Origin of the sequence: Levilactobacillus sp. HBUAS70063, assembly GCF_038374745.1 — a bacterium.
Lineage (GTDB): Bacteria > Bacillota > Bacilli > Lactobacillales > Lactobacillaceae > Levilactobacillus.
Genome location: NZ_JBANSM010000001.1, coordinates 23,623 through 41,594, shown reverse-complemented (window position 1 = coordinate 41,594; position 17,972 = coordinate 23,623). Strand labels below are relative to the sequence as shown.

Annotated in this window: 13 protein-coding genes; all 13 read right to left on the bottom strand. The window is 54.3% G+C overall.

Features of this window, described 5'->3' with window-relative positions; all coding sequences use genetic code 11:
* Positions 1-294 precede the first annotated feature (294 nt).
* Positions 295-2,235: a threonine--tRNA ligase gene (thrS, locus tag V8I28_RS00270; protein ID WP_341778139.1), complete on the bottom strand. Its 1,941-nt coding sequence runs from the start codon at positions 2,233-2,235 to the stop codon at positions 295-297.
* Positions 2,236-2,615: 380 nt separating this feature from the next.
* Positions 2,616-3,542: a primosomal protein DnaI gene (gene dnaI / locus V8I28_RS00265; protein WP_341778138.1), complete on the bottom strand. Its 927-nt coding sequence runs from the start codon at positions 3,540-3,542 to the stop codon at positions 2,616-2,618.
* A 3-nt stretch (positions 3,543-3,545) separates the two neighbouring features.
* A complete protein-coding gene (locus V8I28_RS00260) occupies positions 3,546-4,901 on the bottom strand; it encodes a replication initiation and membrane attachment family protein (protein WP_341778137.1) in 1,356 nt (451 codons plus the stop codon).
* A gap of 3 nt (positions 4,902-4,904) precedes the next feature.
* Positions 4,905-5,405 carry a transcriptional regulator NrdR gene (gene nrdR / locus V8I28_RS00255; RefSeq protein WP_341778136.1) on the bottom strand — a complete coding sequence of 167 codons (501 nt, stop codon included), beginning with the start codon at positions 5,403-5,405 and terminating at the stop codon, positions 4,905-4,907.
* 89 nt (positions 5,406-5,494) lie between these two features.
* Positions 5,495-6,121, bottom strand: a complete 627-nt coding sequence (gene coaE / locus V8I28_RS00250; RefSeq protein ID WP_341778135.1) for a dephospho-CoA kinase — start codon at positions 6,119-6,121, stop codon at positions 5,495-5,497.
* On the bottom strand, positions 6,114-6,977 hold the full coding sequence (gene mutM, locus V8I28_RS00245) for a bifunctional DNA-formamidopyrimidine glycosylase/DNA-(apurinic or apyrimidinic site) lyase (protein WP_341778133.1): 864 nt from the start codon (positions 6,975-6,977) through the stop codon (positions 6,114-6,116). The genes coaE and mutM overlap by 8 nt, the downstream gene beginning before the upstream one ends.
* A 20-nt stretch (positions 6,978-6,997) precedes the next feature.
* Positions 6,998-9,661 (bottom strand): DNA polymerase I, encoded by a 2,664-nt coding sequence (gene polA / locus V8I28_RS00240; protein WP_341778132.1) that lies wholly within the window; start codon positions 9,659-9,661, stop codon positions 6,998-7,000.
* A gap of 466 nt (positions 9,662-10,127) precedes the next feature.
* Positions 10,128-10,832 carry a Bax inhibitor-1/YccA family protein gene (locus tag V8I28_RS00235; protein ID WP_341778131.1) on the bottom strand — a complete coding sequence of 235 codons (705 nt, stop codon included), beginning with the start codon at positions 10,830-10,832 and terminating at the stop codon, positions 10,128-10,130.
* A 199-nt stretch (positions 10,833-11,031) separates the two neighbouring features.
* A complete protein-coding gene (gene pnuC, locus V8I28_RS00230) occupies positions 11,032-11,757 on the bottom strand; it encodes a nicotinamide riboside transporter PnuC (protein ID WP_341778130.1) in 726 nt (241 codons plus the stop codon).
* Between the two features lie 31 nt (positions 11,758-11,788).
* On the bottom strand, positions 11,789-12,514 hold the full coding sequence (locus V8I28_RS00225; protein ID WP_341778129.1) for a nucleoside phosphorylase: 726 nt from the start codon (positions 12,512-12,514) through the stop codon (positions 11,789-11,791).
* 2 nt (positions 12,515-12,516) lie between these two features.
* The gene (locus V8I28_RS00220) at positions 12,517-13,179 is read right to left on the bottom strand and encodes a Crp/Fnr family transcriptional regulator (protein ID WP_341778611.1); all 663 of its coding nucleotides are present in this window, start codon (positions 13,177-13,179) and stop codon (positions 12,517-12,519) included.
* Positions 13,180-13,565: 386 nt separating this feature from the next.
* A complete protein-coding gene (gene murC / locus V8I28_RS00215) occupies positions 13,566-14,897 on the bottom strand; it encodes a UDP-N-acetylmuramate--L-alanine ligase (protein ID WP_341778128.1) in 1,332 nt (443 codons plus the stop codon).
* Between the two features lie 142 nt (positions 14,898-15,039).
* Complete coding sequence (locus V8I28_RS00210; RefSeq protein ID WP_341778127.1) at positions 15,040-17,958, bottom strand: DNA translocase FtsK; 2,919 nt, start codon at positions 17,956-17,958, stop codon at positions 15,040-15,042.
* Positions 17,959-17,972: the final 14 nt, after the last annotated feature.

Here is a 17,972-nt window from a genome sequence, read left to right as displayed (position 1 = left end):
AAAATGCGGGAACCTTTGATGATAATCAAACGGCTCCCGCAAGAAATCCAATCAAAATAATCGGATTAACGTGCATATCCAGCCTAGCAGCGTTAGCCACAAGGCGAGAAGCGGAAGCCTCTGCTTAATTTCTCAACTTAACCATCATACCAGCTAGCGTAGAACATGTCAACAGGGTTTTGTTACTAAAATATTGAGCTAACATCAAGACAACAAAAGGGCCGAGGCATGACCCCGGCCACCTTTGCATCAATTCTCTTCTATTCCCTAGTTGTTCGTCAGAAACATAATGGCTTAGTCTTCGCGACTGTAAGAAGCGATGTCGGCTAAGATTTCCTTAACGAAGGCGTCACTGCTCATGGATTGACTGTCATCTTCACCGTACTTCCGAACGGAAACCGTACCGTTAGCCATTTCATCTTCACCCACGACCAACGTGTATGGAATCTTGTGAGTTTGGGCGTCCCGGATCAGGTAACCCATCTTTTCACCACGCTTGTCAACGTTAACCCGCACGTCAGCGGCCTTTAATTCGGCGGCTAACTTGTCGGCGTAGGCCCCGTGCTTTTCTTCGGAAACGGGGATAATCGTGACTTGCTTAGGCGCTAACCAGGTTGGGAAAGCACCCTTGTAGATTTCGGTCAAGTAAGCGGTGAACCGTTCCATCGTTGAAACCAAACCACGGTGAATCATGACTGGACGGTGTTCTTCACCATCGGCACCGACGTAGTGTAAGTCGAAGCGTTCTGGCAACATGAAGTCTAATTGAATGGTCGACAACGTTTCTTCGTTCCCGAGAGCCGTCTTGGTTTGGACGTCCAGCTTAGGACCGTAGAAGGCGGCTTCCCCTTCGGCTTCAACGTAAGGTAAGCCCAGATCATCCATGGCCCCCTTCAACATCGTTTGCGCGTTGTTCCACATTTCATCGTCGTCAAAGTACTTTTCCGTGTTCTTCGGATCGCGGTAGCTCAAACGGAAAGTGTAATCCTTGATATCGAAGTCACGGTAAACCTTGACCATCAAGTCCAGGATACTCTTGAATTCGTCTTGGATTTGTTCTGGGGCAACGAACGTGTGACCATCGTTCAAGGTCATTTCACGAACCCGTTGCAAACCACTCAGGGCACCGGACTTTTCGTAACGGTGCATCATCCCTAATTCGGCAATCCGCAATGGCAGTTCGCGGTAAGAACGGATGTGGTGGTTGTAAATTTGAATGTGGCTTGGGCAGTTCATTGGCCGCAATTCAAGTTGTTCGCCATCGCCCATGTCCATTGGTGGGAACATGTCTTCACGGTAGTGTGCCCAGTGACCGGATTGCTTGTACAGGTCCAGGTTGGCCAGAACTGGCGTGTAAACGTGTTGGTAACCGTTGGCCACTTCCTTGTCAATGATGTACCGTTCGATCGTCCGCCGAATCGTGGCCCCATTTGGCATCCAGTAAGGTAACCCGGCACCGACCTTAGGATCAACGAAGAACAAGTCTAATTGGTTCCCGATAACCCGGTGGTCACGTTCACGGGCTTCTTGACGCTTAGCCAAGTCGGCATCCAGGTCGGCTTGCTTGTAGAAGGCTGTCCCATAAATCCGTTGGAGCATCGGGTTAGAGGACTTGCCTTGCCAGTAAGCACCGGCAACGGAAAGCAACTTGAACTTCTTCACGTCACCCGTGTTGGCTAATTGGGCACCGTCACTCAGGACTTCGTGATCGCCAACCTTTAAGAAGTTCACTTGGTCGCCGTCAACGGCCTTGATCAAAGCCGTCGTGTAAGGATCGTCCTTGGCCTTGGCTAAGGCGTCATCCTTGCTGACCGTCAACCGTTCGATGTCGAGCTTGTCACCCACCAACTTTTCAACGATCACGGCAATGGCGTCTAATTCATCGACGCTAACTTGTTGGTCGTCCTTGTCGGTATCCACGTAGAAGCCATCTTCGTCGGCGCTAACTTCACCCAAGCGAATGGCTGGGAATTCCTTCTTCAAGGCAATCCGAACTAAGGCGGCGGTGGTGTTCCGCAGAACCGTCAGCCCATCGGCATCGCTCTTCGTGACGATTTCAATGCTCCCGTCATGCGCGATGGGGGTTAAGTTGTCGATTAACTCGCCGTCCAACTTGGCCGCAACGGCCTTCTTGCCTAAGCTAATTGAAATCGACTTGGCAACATCTTCTGGCGTGGTACCAGCAGCGAATTCTTTAACGTTGCCGTCTGGAAATTTAAGTGAAATACTTGCCATAATTTTCAATCTCCCTTATTGATTTTGGGCTGACCAACGAAAAAATCCCCAGTGCCAAAGAAGGCACTGGGGACGTCATTAACGTGGTTCCACCCGATATTTTTCACGAGACTACTCCCGTGAACTCTAATCGTCGATAACGGAACGGACCGGCCGGAAATTTCCTCCCGACAGCTAGGAAAGTGGTAATGTCGGCGGGCGCTAAGTCGGCTTCCAAGCAAGGCCAACTCTTCCTGTAAACGTCTCTGCCAACACCATGTCTTTCGTCATAGCTCGTGTGGTTTCACTGACTATTAAACACTTGCGACTAATTATTGTCAAGCGTTGATGCCGAAAAATTATCGGCTAAGTTACCAGAAATTCCGAACGCCCAGCAGCCCCTACTGCGGTCGCCGATTAGCCCCCACCATGGTAATCTCACGCGCCAGGAAGCGAATCCGTTGCATCAGCCGCTGGGCCTTTAACGGTTCGTCATCCCCCCGCGTCGAAATCCGCAGGTGTTCTTTTTCCAGCTGGGCCATGGAGAAGTTGGAGCTAAAGAACGTGGGGAGTTCCTCTTGCATCCGGTATTCTAAGATAACGCCCAGCACGTCGTCTCTGACCCAGGCCGACATGGCATCGGCCCCGATATCATCGATCATCAGAACCGGGGACTTCTTCAAGGCATCGAGTTTTTCCGCCACGCCGTTTTGGGCGATCGCGTTCTTCATTTCCACCGCAAAGCTGGGGAAGTGAACCAACGTGGTGGTGTACCCATCGGCGGCCAACTGATTGGCCACGGCTGCCAAAAGATAGGTCTTCCCCACCCCAAAGCTGCCGGCCAGGTAAAGTGCCTGGTGACGACGCTTCGGATTGGCTTCGTAGGCGTCGATAAAGTCCAGTGCGGCCATTAACGCCTCGGCACGGTCCTCGTCTTGATCGAAATTAGCCAGCGCGGCCTCACGAATATTCTTGGGCATCGCGATGGACTTCACCCGCTGACGCAACTGCTGCTGCGCCTGTTTCTCCAAGGTGTCGGCGGTCGGCACGTAGGCCACGTCGATCAGGTGATTCGACACAATCAGTTGCGGTTCATACCCCGTGGCAAACGTGGTGCCCCCCTTCGCGAGCTTTTCGCGTTCCGAGACAAACTCATACAGTTTAGCCGCCGAACGGGTGAGCACGTCTTCCGCCAATTCCTGCTGGTGGTCGTGATAGAACTTAGTCACGGTCGGGTCATCGTAGACCTTCGCCATGAGTTGACGATAGTTATCGTTTAAATGCCGCTGACTCATCAGTTGCTGCATGGTCTTACTTAAATCTTCCATTGGCTAGTCCTCCTTCCCTTTACTGCGTTTCTCCAAGCGGGCAATCCGCTGCTGCAATTGCTTTTGTTGGGCCGTCGTGAGCTTGGCCTTAGTGGTGGCTTGCGCCGTGCCATCTGGCTTCTTCGCCCAGTCCGGTAAGGTCTCCTTAACCGTCGGCTGCCGGCGCGAGCGTCGCGGCTTAGTGGCCGCCTGCTGGCGCTCCCGAATCTTCTGGATGGCCAGCTGGGGCGTGTTAATCTTGGCCTTACTCCAGTCGTTAGCAATCGTGTCCAGCAGGTTCTTATTCAACGTGGGCCGATCCTCATCGACCAGCACGTGATAAATCATCAGATTCAAGACGGACTCGGGGAATAATTGCCGGCTCACTAGGTCGCGGACAATCCGCTGCTCGCCGTCCGTCACGAAGCCGCCGGTATTTTGCTTAATTCCCTGTAGGAAGGCCGCCGGTGCCGTATTGGCCGCCACCTTAATCAGCGCTTGTTCGGCGCTCGAAGCCCCCTTAACATCGGTCGCGGCCGGTGCTGGAGTGGCCGGCGCAACCGAGGCCTGCCGGTGTTGTAAACCAAAGGCCTGGGCAACGATGCGTTTGAACTGCTCCGGATTGAAGACGTTGGTCGCCAGGTCGGTGGCCTCACCAATATAACGGGCCATCGTCGGTTCGTCTAAGCCATAGGTCGCATGCTCCGTCAACAAGAGCTGGCGATACTTGCTGACCGCTCGCGTATCCACGAAGGACCGCTCCAGCAGTTCTCCCAGCAGTTTAAAATCAAACTGGACCTGGTCCGCCGATAAATTGGGACCACTGGCTGGTGACGAGGTTTCGCGATTATGGGTAATCACCGCGGGAATATCTCGCAGCTCATCCCCATCAACGTGAAACACGTCTAAGAAATTTTTGGTAATATTCTGTTCATTTTCGCTTGGCTTGGCGACCGGCGTATTCGCCGTCACCAATGCCTGGTAAAGCTCTTCGCCCACGACACCCAGCAACTGAACGCTCAGCAGGTCATCCTTAAAGAAAGCCTGCGGCGTCAGTGGCGCATGGAGCTCGTAGACAAAGCTCGACAGGTCGTCCTCGGTCTTCACTCGCGTGGTCAATAACCCCGTGGCTTCCAACCGCAAACGCGCCGCATACAGGTGGGCTAAGTCGAGGCTCAGTTCCGCAAGTAAGATGGCGTGGCGGTGATAACTTTCCCGTTCGGGTAGCCAAAAAAGGGCCGAAAAGAGCCCCGTGGCACTCGGTCCAATAATCGGCTGATAGAGTTGCGTAAGCGTCTGCCAGCTCTGATCGGTCAGGCGGTCGGCCAGCCGGACCAAAAAGCCCGTTTTCGGCTGCAATTGGTGCCAGGAATCCTCCATGCCCTATTTCGCCTCGCTTTGCCGATGGTTCCGGTCCTTGGCCTTCGCCTTATCCTTATCCATCATGTCTTTTAATTCATTGAAGAAGACGCCGGTATCCTTAAACTGCCGGTAAACACTGGCAAATCGGATGTAGGCAATCTCATCCACGTCAACCAACCGGTTCATGACGTATTCCCCGATTAGCTGACTGGAAATCTCATTAACCCCCAACGCGCGAATCTTATTCTCGACGTCATCGACCATCTTAGTCATGACATCCATCCCCACCGGTCGTTTCTCCGCCGAGCGGATGATGCCGCGTAGAATCTTCTCGCGGTTGAATTCCTCACGCGTCCCGTTCTTCTTAATTACCAACAGCGGTGTCACTTCAACTCGCTCAAACGTTGTGAACCGAAAGCCACAGCTCTCGCACTCACGGCGCCGGCGGATGACGCGCCCATCGTCGGTCGGTCGACTATCGACGACCCGCGATCCATTATGATGACAGTGCGGACACTGCATTTTGGTCACCTCATTTTTTCATTGGTTCTGATTGATTTAAACGTTAACAACACGTCGACCGTTCACCACGGTCAGCTCCCACCAATTGCTCAGTCGGACTTAATCGCCGACGACGAGCCTAAATTAGTGGTGTCAAGCCATTTTACCACTTGTTGGCGCGTTTCGGCAATCGTTCCCGCGTTATCAATCACGACATCGGCGCGGGCCACCTTCTTTTCAATCGGCCATTGCTGGTCAATTCGCGCCTGCGCGGCCGCCTGGGTGAGGCCGTCTCGGGCCATCAACCGCTGCCGTTGAATCGCTGGCGTGGTGGCCACGACCATGACGTGGTCCACCAGATGAATCAAGTAACCCACCTCGTAAAACGTGGGGGCATCGATCATGATGGCCGGCACGCCTTGTTTCCGGTACGTAGCCAGCTGACGGGTGATTTCCGCCTGAATTAAGGGCGTGGTGATGGCTTCCAACCGACGGAGTTCCGTCGGTTGACCAAAGACCAACCGGCCCAATTTATGGCGATTCAATTGCCCATCCGCCTGACGGTAGTCCGCCCCAAAGGTGGTCAAAATCTGCCGCAATCCCGGCGTTCCCGGGGCAACCACCTCACGGGCAATCACATCTGCGTCGATGATGGTCAAACCGGCCTGTCTGAGCCAGACACTGACCGTGGATTTTCCCGTGGCAATGCCGCCGGTCAAGCCCCACACCTCAGTCATGGGCCAAACCTTCTTCCACAGCTTCCGGCGGATACGGCTGGCAATGCGGACAGAAGTGGGTTCCGCGCTGGGCCACCTTAATCTTCACAATCTCGGTCCCACAGCGCTCACAGGGTTCCCCCTCGTGGCCGTAGACGTGTAGCTGATTCTGGAAGTTCCCCGCCTCGCCAAAGGCCGTGGAGAAGGAGTGAACGGTGGTGCCGTGCCCGGCAATTGCGCGCCCAATCTCCTGGATAATGGCCTTTCGTAGCGTGGCGAGCTGATCGGTCGTCAACGTGTCAACCGGCGTCAGCGGATTAATCTTCGACAACCACAGAACCTCATCCGCGTAAATGTTGCCTAACCCGGCAATGCGCGACTGGTCTAGCAGAAATGGCTTGATAATCTTATGGGACTTGCCAAAGATGCGTTGCATGTACGCCAGTGTTAACGTTTCTTCCGTGGGCTCCGGCCCCAGTTTGCCCAGCGATGGCAGTTCGATTCCCTCCGTGCCGGTCTTAACCAAGCGCATTCGGCCAAATTTCCGGGTATCGTTGTACCGCAGTTCCCGGCGATCCTTGAGATAAAAAATCACGTGGGTGTGTTTAGGCACCGGGCTTCCCGCGGGTTGAACGTCATACTTGCCCTCCATCCGCAGGTGAGAGACCAGCGTCAGGTCCCCGCTGAGCCGAAAGAGCAGGTACTTTCCCCGCCGGTCGACCCGTTCAATCTTCCGGCCAATCAGGTCGGCCGTAAAGATCTCGGCGTCCGGTCGCACCATCTTGGGATAAAAGACGTCGACGTGGTCAATCGTCGCACCGCCCACGAGACTCTCTAAGCCCCGCCGAACGGTTTCAACCTCTGGTAATTCTGGCATACATTCTCTCTCCTTTGTAGCTACTTGGCGTCATACCAGGTTGGCCCGTAGTGACTCTCAACCTTCAACGGGATTTCCAAATCAATGGCGGAATCCATCACGCTCGGGACCAGCTTAGCCAACGTTGGAATCTCCTCGGCGGGTGCCTCGAAGATCAACTCATCGTGAACCTGCAGAAGCATCGTGGCTTGTAGGTCTTGGATGGCCGCTTCCATGCGAATCATCGCAATCTTGATAATATCGGCCGCACTCCCTTGAATGGGCGTGTTCATCGCGGTTCGTTCGGCAAAGGACCGCTGATTGAAGTTCCGCGAGTTAATGTCTGGCAAATACCGCCGCCGGTGTGCGATGGTCTCCACGTACCCTAACTCATGGGCTTGTTGCACCATGCGTTCCGTATAGGCCTTGACACCGGGGTACTCCTCAAAGTAGGTGTCAATAAAGTTCTTGGCCTGTTTACGCGTAATCCCAATGTTCTGGGACAGCCCGAAGTCACTGATACCGTAAACAATCCCGAAGTTAACCGCCTTGGCCTGCCGCCGAATGTTCGGCGTGACCTCGGCATCGGGGGCCATCTTAAAGATTCGCCGGGCCGTGGCCGCGTGAATATCCTCGCCCTCTCTAAAGGCTTCTTGCATGTTGGCATCGTGACTCATGTGGGCCAGTACCCGCAGTTCAATCTGCGAGTAGTCGGACGAAAAGATCTGCCAGCCCGGGTGCCGCGGCACAAAGGCCTTCCGAATCGTCCGGCCCTCTTCAGTTCTGACCGGAATGTTTTGCAGGTTCGGGTCAACCGAAGATAGCCGGCCCGTCTGCGTCAACGTTTGCAGGTAGCGGGTGTGGACCTTCTGATCCTCAGGGTGAATCACCTTGAGCAGGCCCTCCACATAGGTCGACTGAATCTTGGCAATCTTGCGGTAGCGCAGGATGTTCTCGGCAATCGGCGCATCGGCCGCCAGTTTCTCCAGCACGCCCACCGCCGTGGAGTAGCCGGTCTTGGTCTTCTTAATCACTGGTAGGCCCATCTTCTCAAACAAGATGTGACCCAACTGCTTGGGCGAACCAATGTTAAATTCCTCGCCGGCCTCCTGATAAATGGTCTGTTCAATCTCGGCGAGTTGCTCGGTAAACTTGCTCCCCATGGCCTCCAGCTCACTGGCGTCCACGGTAATCCCGGCGATTTCCATCCGCGCCAAGACGAAACTCATCGGCAATTCAATCTCCCGGTAGAGCTTGGTTTGTTCGTTTTCATCGAGGCCCTCGAATAATTTTGGCCGTAGCTGTTCAATCGCGCGGGTCTTGCGGGCCAGATGCTTGAAGAAGACCTCATCATCTTCGGGGATGGCCCGCTTGGCCCCCTTGCCATAAATATCCTCATCGGTCGCTACTTGCTCGTAGCCGTGTTCCATCGCCACCCGACCGAGGTCGTTGCTGTTGTCGTAGGTGTTCAACAAATACGAGCAGAGTAACAGGTCGCAGTCTACGCCGGCTAACGTCAGGCCTAAGCGATTCAAGCCCACGTACGTCCGTTTGGCGTCAAAGACCTGCTTGGCAACGTCAGAAGACGTCAGAATGGTCTTTAACGGCTCCTGCTGTAGGAGGCTGGCATCGCGGCTAACCCACCAGTGGTCGTCATCACCAATGGCAAAGCCAGCGAAGGGCGACGTGTGGTAATTTTCATCCGGCATTTCCAAGTAGAATTCACAGCCATCGGCGGTAAAATCGGGTAGCGCCACCATGTTATCGGCCGTCAAAACAGTGTAATCGATATCCTTGAGACCTGGCGTGGCGGTCGGTGTGTCGCCCTCGAAGTCCATCTTGCTCAGGAAGGTCCGGAAGTTCATGCGTTGATAAAAGGCCACCAGGTCGTCGCGGTTCGGCCCTTGATAGACCAGGTCGGCCACCTTTTTTTCGACCGGCGCATCGCGATTAATCGTGGCGAGTCGTTTGGCGAGCAAGGCCTGATCGTGGTCCGCCACCAGGTGTTCCTTGAGTTTCTTGGCGGTAATGTCGTCGATATGGTCGTAGATGCCCTCGATGCTACCGTACTTGCCGACCAGGTCCACGGCGCGCTTGGGTCCTACGCCAGTGACGCCGGGATAATTATCGGAGTTATCCCCCTGAAGGCCCTTGATATCAATGATCTGTTCGGGGGTCACGCCCATCTTCTCCTTGACGTAAGCCGGGGTGTAGCGTTCGATCTCGCTAACCCCCTTCTTGGAAATGGCTACCGTGGTGTGGTCGTTGGCCAACTGGGTAAGATCCCGGTCCCCGGTCACGATGGTCGTGGTAAACCCTTCGGCCTCGGCCTGCTTCGCCAACGTCCCGATGATGTCATCGGCCTCGTAATTCGGCAGCTCATAGGTCTGAATCCCCCGTGCGGCCAAGAGTTCCTTGACATAGGGAAATTGTTCGGAAAGTTCCGGTGCCGTCTTCGCCCGGCCGCCCTTGTAATCGTCGTACATTTTCGTCCGGAACGTGACCTTACCCGCATCGAACGCCACCAAGGCGTGCGTAGGGTCCACGTTCTTCAGCATGGTCTCTAACATCGTGTTGAACCCATAAATGGCGTTGGTGTGGAGCCCTTCGCTGTTGGTGAATCGCCCTAAAGACGTGTACAACGCGTAGAAAGCCTTGAAGGTCACACTGTTGCCGTCGATCAATAATAATCGTTTGTCCGCCATAATTCGCTCCTCCCGAGCGGCCGATCTGCGGCCACTCGCGTATTCTGCTTATATTTTACCAAAGATGGGCGCAAATCCGAAATGAAAACCGACCTTGCGTGAATTTTACGCGAGATGACCCCGTCAACCACCGTGACATCAGCCAATTGTCTACGCTTGTCAGGCGTTTCACCTGCTATGGCGAGACGCTTTCAGTCAAAGACCGGGCCTGCGACCATCAAGCCACGCGACAAGCCTTCATTCCGCGGCTGTTTTCTTTAGTTGCATGTTACATAATCCCACTAAATAGGCATTCGTTTCCCATTTTGTCTCAATGACATCGCCCAAAGAGTGCCCACGTGACGCCCACAACGTCCTTACTTTCAGTCTTCTACGCCGGCCGCCCACTTTTACCTGTTAGATACAAAAAGCGAAGCACCAGCCTTTGCCGATACCTCGCTCCATTGCTTCATGGGTTTGCTTGCGGTTAGTCTCTGCCGCCAAACAAGCCAAAGATTTGTAAGAGTTGTAAGAATAAGTTGACGAAATCCAAGTATAATTGTAATGCACCGTTGATGGCCAGCCCCGTACTGGAGACTTGGTCACCGTACTGGAGGTACATCTTCTTCATCCGTTGGGTATCCCAAGCCGTCAAGGCAGCAAAGATAATCACAGCGATAAAGGAGAAGATCATGGCAATCAGTGAGCTCCGTAAGAACAGGTTAATCACCATCGCCACAATCAGCCCAATCAAGGCGGCGGAGGCTTGCGTCCCGATCTTAGTCAGGTCGCGTTTCGTCGTGACCCCGATGGTGGCCATCGTCAAGAAGACGGCGGCACTGGAAACGAAGGCGGCGGCGATTGACGTTTGACTGTAAATCAACGTGTAGATTGAGAAGACGGCCCCGGTGACCACCGCATAGACCATCAGGCCCACAAAGGCCACGGTTGGACGCTTCATCGATTGGCCACTAATCACGAATGGCAAGACAAACCAGACAATGAGTGGCAGGATCATCGACCCACCGCTGAGGTTTTGCAAGGTCCCGCTGAACTGGGTTGCCATAACAAAAGCCGTCACGGCAGAAACCAGCACAGACAAGCCCATCCACCCGAACATTTTGGTCATGAAACCATTGAGGCCGACCTCGGTATTAATCGTTTGACGGGGTTGCTGTTCATAGTTGTTCATTGAAACGCTCCTTTTTTATTCAAACTTCCCCAGCTGAACACCGCCCAATTGCGGTATAACTTCTGGGTTTATTAGAGTATATTTTATCAAATCTAGGGCCAAATACAAGTAATCTGTCGCGGACAAGCCCACCAAAAAGGGGAACGATCCGCACCGTTCCCCCGTAAAAACCGAATTATTAAGTTTCTATTGCGGACAATTATTTACCGGCGCCACCTTCGTTATCGGCTTCACCGCTGGCCCAGACCTTATTGGCATAAATCGAATTGAACAACAGTGCCGCTTGCAGGGCCACTTGGGAAAGGTTCGCCCCTAGGGTTCCAATGCTCGTAGCGCCAATTAGAATCTGCACCGTCAGAATGCTCCAGTACAACACATTGGCAATGTTGACCACGATCCACAGTGACCAATTTTCCTTGTATTTCAAAATGTAGAGCAGTTGGGCAATGATGCTGACCACAAAGTTAACGGAATCGAAGTATGGCAGTTGACCGTTTAAAGCGGCAAGGACCACCCAGCCGATCGCCCAGGCCACGAACGCCCCGATGAAAATCCACCGCCGCGTGTTGCGTTTGAAGGAGTGGGTCGCCTCATCGTGGCCCCACATGTACCAGCCGATGGGTTGTGAAATCACATAAATAATATCCATGGCAAATGACCCATAGGCGTGGCTGATCCAGGCAACGTAGGTCATCGCCAGACATTGGATTAACCCGAAGATAAACGAAATCTTCCGGCCCTTCATCCCGTAGACCAGGCACAGCACCCCGCCGACCCCCGAGACCATCCCGATAAAGCTGTCGGGCACGATCATGTAGACCACCAGTTGTAGCAGGATTAGAATTGTGACGTAGATGACCTCAAACTTTTTCCAATTGGTAAAGAGCTGGTTATACCACCAGTTATGTTGTTTGGTATTGTCCATCGTGAATTCCCCTTTTCAAGATATCCTTTAATTAGAGCGACTGATCACTCAGAATGTTTAATGCCAATTTGATTGAGTCCGCCTCACCCTGAGCCATCAACGCGTCACCGTTGGACAGGTTGCTGACTCCCGCGGCCAGGTCGCCCTCGTAGAGCACCACGTTGTTTAGAATTGACAGAGTTTCTAACCCCCGTTGCCGGCCAATCACCATCAGCGCGCCGGATTCCATGTCCGCGCCCAGGATGCCCTTGTCCGACCAGAAGGCTTCGTTTTTAGCGTTATCGTCCATGTAGAAGCCGTCGTGCGAACGGATGATGCCGTAGTAGGCTTCCGGCGCGTAGTAGTGGGCCAAGGCCATTAGCCGAAAGGCCGGGACGGCGGGATAAATGTTCGGCACGTATTTACCGGTCAGGCCATCATCTCTGACCACGCCTTCGCCAATAATCAACTTGCCCAGGTCAATCCCCGATTGCATGGCCCCGGCCGAGCCCACACGGATGACCTTCTTAACCCCGACGTTGTTGAGTTCTTCCACGGCAATCCCGGTCGATGGCGCACCGATTCCGGTGGACATCACCAAAATGCGTTTGCCTTGGTAGGTGCCCAGAATGGACTTGTACTCGCGGTTAAACGCCCAGTCCTCAACGTCTTCTAAGTACTGACGACTCCGGTCGACTCTGGCCGGATCGCCCATGATAATGGCGCTATCCGTATCAATGGTCGGTAATAATTGCGTATGTGGTTCTGGTTCGGTCATGACTATCCCTCATTTCTTAAAATTGTGATCAGTTGTGGTAAATCCGTCACCTTAATCAACGACTTGTCCACGGTAATAACGGCCAGATCCCGTAGCTGCTTGAGAATTCGGTTGAGATTGCGGCTCGAGGTATCAATCTCATTCAGCAGGTTGGCTCGCGTCACCACCTGATTCTGCCGGGCGGCCCAGATAAGGTACGAGATGGTCTGATCCAACGCCGAATGCAGGCTATAGCGTTCCGTGCGATTCGTCAACGTGTAAATCTGACTAGCCAAATTATAAATCAATTCTTGGGAAAAATGGTGATCTTCCATCAGCCACGTCTTGAACTGCGCATTGGACACTTTGAGAACGGTTACCGGCGTCAGATTAATCACCGAGGCGCTGTAAGGCTTATCCAACAAGGCTTCCTGTTCACCGATAAACGCCCCGGGTTCGTAGATATCCAGGGCCACGGCCTTCCCACCGGTCGACATTAAGTAAATCTTAACCTTTCCCTCGGCCAAGATATAAGTATTGTCATATTGCGTGCCTTGTAAAAACTGAAATTCCCCCACCGCGTAACGCTCAATCTGAAAGGCATTGATAATATGTAACGGACACGTTCGTAGTAACTGCTGTAATGCTGACTGCTGCGTCACCAATCGTGACAAGTCATCGATCATCACACCAACAACTCCTTACAAGATAAGATTAGCAAATTCACGCAAAGATCCCAATGACGCGGGTCTCTAAATGTATCCGCTTTCAACGGAAAATTAACCCAATTTTCACCTTTTTAGGGACACTTGTCCTTGCCAAATTATACACGGCCTACATCCTTAAAAAAAGGAGCATCCCGACATCAGTCGAGACGCTCCTAATCGCAATAAAATTAAAGTTTAAAAACCCAAGTTCTACCACCTTACCGTTCGCCAAATTTGGTCAGAAACGCAGTGGGTAGGACGGAAAAAGCCAAAACTCGGTCTTTATCCGCAACCGTGACAGCACTGTTAGCTGAGCATCGGCTTAGGTAAGGTGAACAGCGAGTCGCCGCCCATATCTTGGGCCTTTAGTTGTTCTTCAAAGAAAGGTGGCTCAATAATTCTTCGTAAGCCCGTTCGTACTTCTGAACATCTCCGGCACCCATGAAGACCACCACGGCGTCGTGGAAGTCCAGGAGTGGCGACATGTTGTCGACCGTCAGAATCTCGCCGCCCTTGGCAATCTTAGCGGCCAGGTCCTTGCTGGAAACGGCGCCTTGGGATTCACGCGCGGAACTAAAGATGTTGGTCAAGAAGACCTTGTCCGCCAGATTGAGGCTCTTGGCAAAGTCATCCATCAGGGCAATCGTCCGGCTGAAAGTGTGGGGCTGGAAGACCGCAATGATCTCCTTGTCCGGATACTTCTGCCGGGCAGCGTCCAACGTCGCCTTGATCTCGGATGGATGGTGCGCGTAGTCATCGATGATCGTCATGTCGGCTAATTTCCGTTCGGTAAACCGCCGCTTGACGCCCTTAAAGTCGGCCAATTCACGCTTGATTTCGTCCATGTTGACCTTTTCAAAGTAGGAAACGGCAATAACGGCCAGGCTGTTCAGCACGTTGTGTTCCCCGTACAAATGAATTTCGAAGTTACCGAGGTTCTTGCCTTCATGGTAAACGTCGAAGGTGGAACCCGTGGTGGACCGCTTGATGTTCTTGGCTTGGAAATCGTCGCGATCGTTGGTGCCGTAGTAGTAGACCGGCACGTCCGTCTTTAATTTCCGTAACTCGGGGTCATCCCCCCAGGCAAAGATGCCCTTCTTCACCTGGTTAGCCCAGGTCTCGAAGGCGCTGTAAACATCATCGATGCCCGTGTAATAATCGGGGTGATCGAAGTCAATGTTGGTCATGATAGCGTAATCCGGCTTGGTTGCCAAGAAGTGCCGGCGATATTCATCGGCTTCATAGACGAAGAAGCGCGCATTCGGCGTTCCCTTCCCGGTCCCATCACCAATCAGATAAGACGTTGGTGCCACACCACTCAGCACGTGAGACAGCAGTCCCGTGGTGCTGGTCTTGCCGTGCGCGCCGGCCACCCCAATACTGGTGTAGCCTTCGATTAAATGCCCCAAGAATTCATGGTAACGGTAAACGGGGAGCCCCATGGCGCGGGCCTTCTTGATTTCTGGATGCTCATCCGTGAAGGAATTACCGGCAATCACCGTTAAGCCCTCGTGAATATTGGCTTCGTCAAAGCCCATAACCTTGATTCCCGCCTGTTCCAAGCCACGTTGGGTGAACGTGTACTGGGTAATATCTGACCCCTGAACCTTGAATCCCTTATCATGTAAAATCAGGGCAAGGGCACTCATCCCTGACCCTTTAATTCCAACAAAATGATAAACCGTTGCGTTATCCATTAAATGATCCTCTTTTCTACTCTTTGCGGTCCGGCCACAGGACACCAGCAAAACCGTACGAGTGACTCTTTTTCCATTCTAGCATATCCCCCCACCCCTTAAAAGCCAGAGTGCGTTTAAAACGAGGTGAGGTCTATTCACTTTACAATGAAGACGGTGCATCTTTATCGTGCGGTTCCGGCAAGTCCTTCCCCAGATCATCCGGTGTGAGATAAACCTCACGCGGCTTGGAACCATGTTGCGGCGAGACGTAGTGGTGTTGTTCCAAATCGTCAATCAAATTGGCCGCACGATTGTAGCCAATCGAGAAGACCCGTTGGAGCTTAGAAGTCGACACCGTCTTTTCCTCGGCAATATAGGCCAGGACCTTAGGCAACAACTCGTCCTGATTCTCCTCGGCCGTTTCTCGTTGGAGCAAGCCCTGGGGTTCGAACGCGTAATGCGGTTTACCCTGCGTGCGCACGAAGTCCGTGATGGCATCGACTTCGGATTCCACGAAGGCCCCTTGTAGGCGCATCGGTTGACTGGCCCCGTTGCCGAGGTACAGCATGTCCCCGCGGCCTAACAGGCTTTCGGCGCCGGCCGTATCCAAGATGGTCCGTGAATCGATCTGGCTGGAAACCATGAAGGCAATCCGCGTAGGAATGTTGTTCTTGATGGTCCCGGTCACGATGTCCACACTTGGCCGTTGGGTCGCAACCAGCAGGTGAATCCCGGCGGCACGGGCCTTTTGCGTAATCCGGACGATGTAGTCCTGAACCTCGCTAGCGGCCATCATCATCAGGTCGGCCAATTCATCGATAATAATGACAATATAGGGCATCTTCAGACTTGGTTCATCGTTAGCATCGGCACGGTCGTTGAACTGCTCGATGTTCCGGACCCCGGCCGCCGCCAGCTTCTCGTAACGTTGGTCCATCTCGGTGACGACCCACTTGAGGGCCGCCGCGGCCGCCTTCGGATCGGAAATCACGGGTGACAGCAGGTGAGGCAAGCCGTCGTACGGCGCCATTTCAACGGCCTTGGGGTCAATCAACAGGAGCTTGACCTGCGCCGGCGTCGCCTTGTACAGAATCGACAGGAGTAAGGAGTTGATGAACACACTCTTCCCGGATCCCGTGGCCCCGGCAATCAAGCCGTGCGGCATCTTCCGTAGGTCCGTAACCTGGGGTTTGCCAAATAAATCGACCCCGAGGGCCACGGTTAGCGGCGACTCGCTCTTCTTGAAGGCCGGTGAATTCAAGATTTCGGAGAGCATGACCGGTCGTGATTTGACGTTAGGAATTTCAATACCGACCGTGGTCTTCCCCGGAATTGGCGCTTCGATCCGGATGTCCTTCGCGGCCAAGGCCAGCTTTAAGTCATCGTTTAAATTCGTAATCTTATTGACCTTGACGCCTAGTGCCAGGCTAATCTGGAACTGCGTCACGGTCGGCCCAACCGTCCAGTCGGTGACGTGGGCGTCCACGTGAAAGGCACTCAGCGTGGCGTCCAGCACCTCCGCTTGGTGTTCAATCCATTCGTCCAGGGCTTCCTCGTCGGGCACCACAGGCTTGGGTAGTAGGCTCACGTCCGGGAAATGATAGCCGCGGTCGGCCGCGGTCGCATCTTCGGCCGAGACCGCCGGCGTATCCGGGCGATCGAATAAGGCCAGGTTCCGTTGGTCGTTGCCTTCCTCTTGCATGATGTCTCCCAGCGAATGGCCCAATCCACGCGTTGGCTTGGGCTTCGGCTTGGCCGGGGTCTTCGTTTCCGAACTGGTCGTGGTCTGAGCAGCCGGTCGATCGGTGGCTTGGGTGCGGTCAAGAAGTTGGTTAACCTCCGATGGCCGGGCCGCAGTCGACTCGGCCGCGGCTGACGACGCCGTGCTTGCCGTCACCGCGACAGATGAAGCCGGCATGGACGCCGACGTTGCGGTTAAGTCGGCCACGGAGGTCGACACCCGACGCGTCGTGGCATCGGCCGTGACGGCCGGCTGGTGATTAGTCGAGGCCACACTGGCCGGCGTTCCTGCCGCTGAGCTGACGGCTAAGTGCGCCGTTGAGCGAATCATTGCCGCGGAACTCACCACACCGGTCGCCGCGGAATCCGCGGTGGACTGGGCAGTCGTGGCGGTGGACACAACGCTAGACTCCCTGGTGGCGGTGTCGGATGTCTGCGCCGCGGCCGACTCGGCAGACGAAGCAACAGCAGACGTTGGTGCTTGCATCCCCACCGGCAGGTAGTCCCCTGCCCCACTGACTACCGAGCTAGCCGTACTGGTCGCGGTGTTCGAAGCCGTCGACGCCGGTGTTGCCGACGTTGCGGTCTGAGACTGGGGATAAAAGATTTCGGTCGGTGCCGCCACTGCCGCTGAAGGTTCGGATGAATCGGCCGCCACTGTTTCCGCGGTCGTTTCGGTGTCAGCTATAGCGCTGAGGTTGGCGGCGCTATCACTTTGCGTCGGGCGCGTTACGGACTCGGCAGACGCGTCAGCAGTCAAAGCCGCCCGACTGGTTGCCGTAGCGGCAGTAGACATCGTTTCTGGCGCGGTGGACGGCATATTTTCGACCTCGTCCGTGACTTTTTCGGCCACAGGGGTCGCCGCACTGGATTGTTCGGCCTGGCTCGCCGCCACTGGCGCATCCGACACCATTTCCGTTTCAGCGGCCGCACCAAAGAGGAGGAAGCTACTGTCGGCTTTCTCCAAGCGCTTAATTAACCGCCGATAACGCCGCCGGGATGCCGAGGTCGGGCGTGACCAATGCAATTGCTTCGGAATTGGCGTGACCTGAAACGGCCGGTAATTCTCGGCACTACTGTGCGGTGTTACACTAGCCGCGGCAGACTGCGCGGACGTGACGGCCGCCGAGCGGGCTGGTTCCTCGGATTGGCGAGGCGACTGTTGAGCCGCCTGCCGTCGTTGATTCTCACGTTCTTCACGCAATCGCAAGCGATCGTTACGCTCACGCCGTTGCTTGACGGAACGTTGAGCTCGTTCCGCCGTGGTATCTTCTAATTGTTCGGGGCTCGGCTTTACCGCGAATTTCCGGAAAAAGGCCGGTCCATCATAGTGCTCCATGTTTCTTCCTCCTT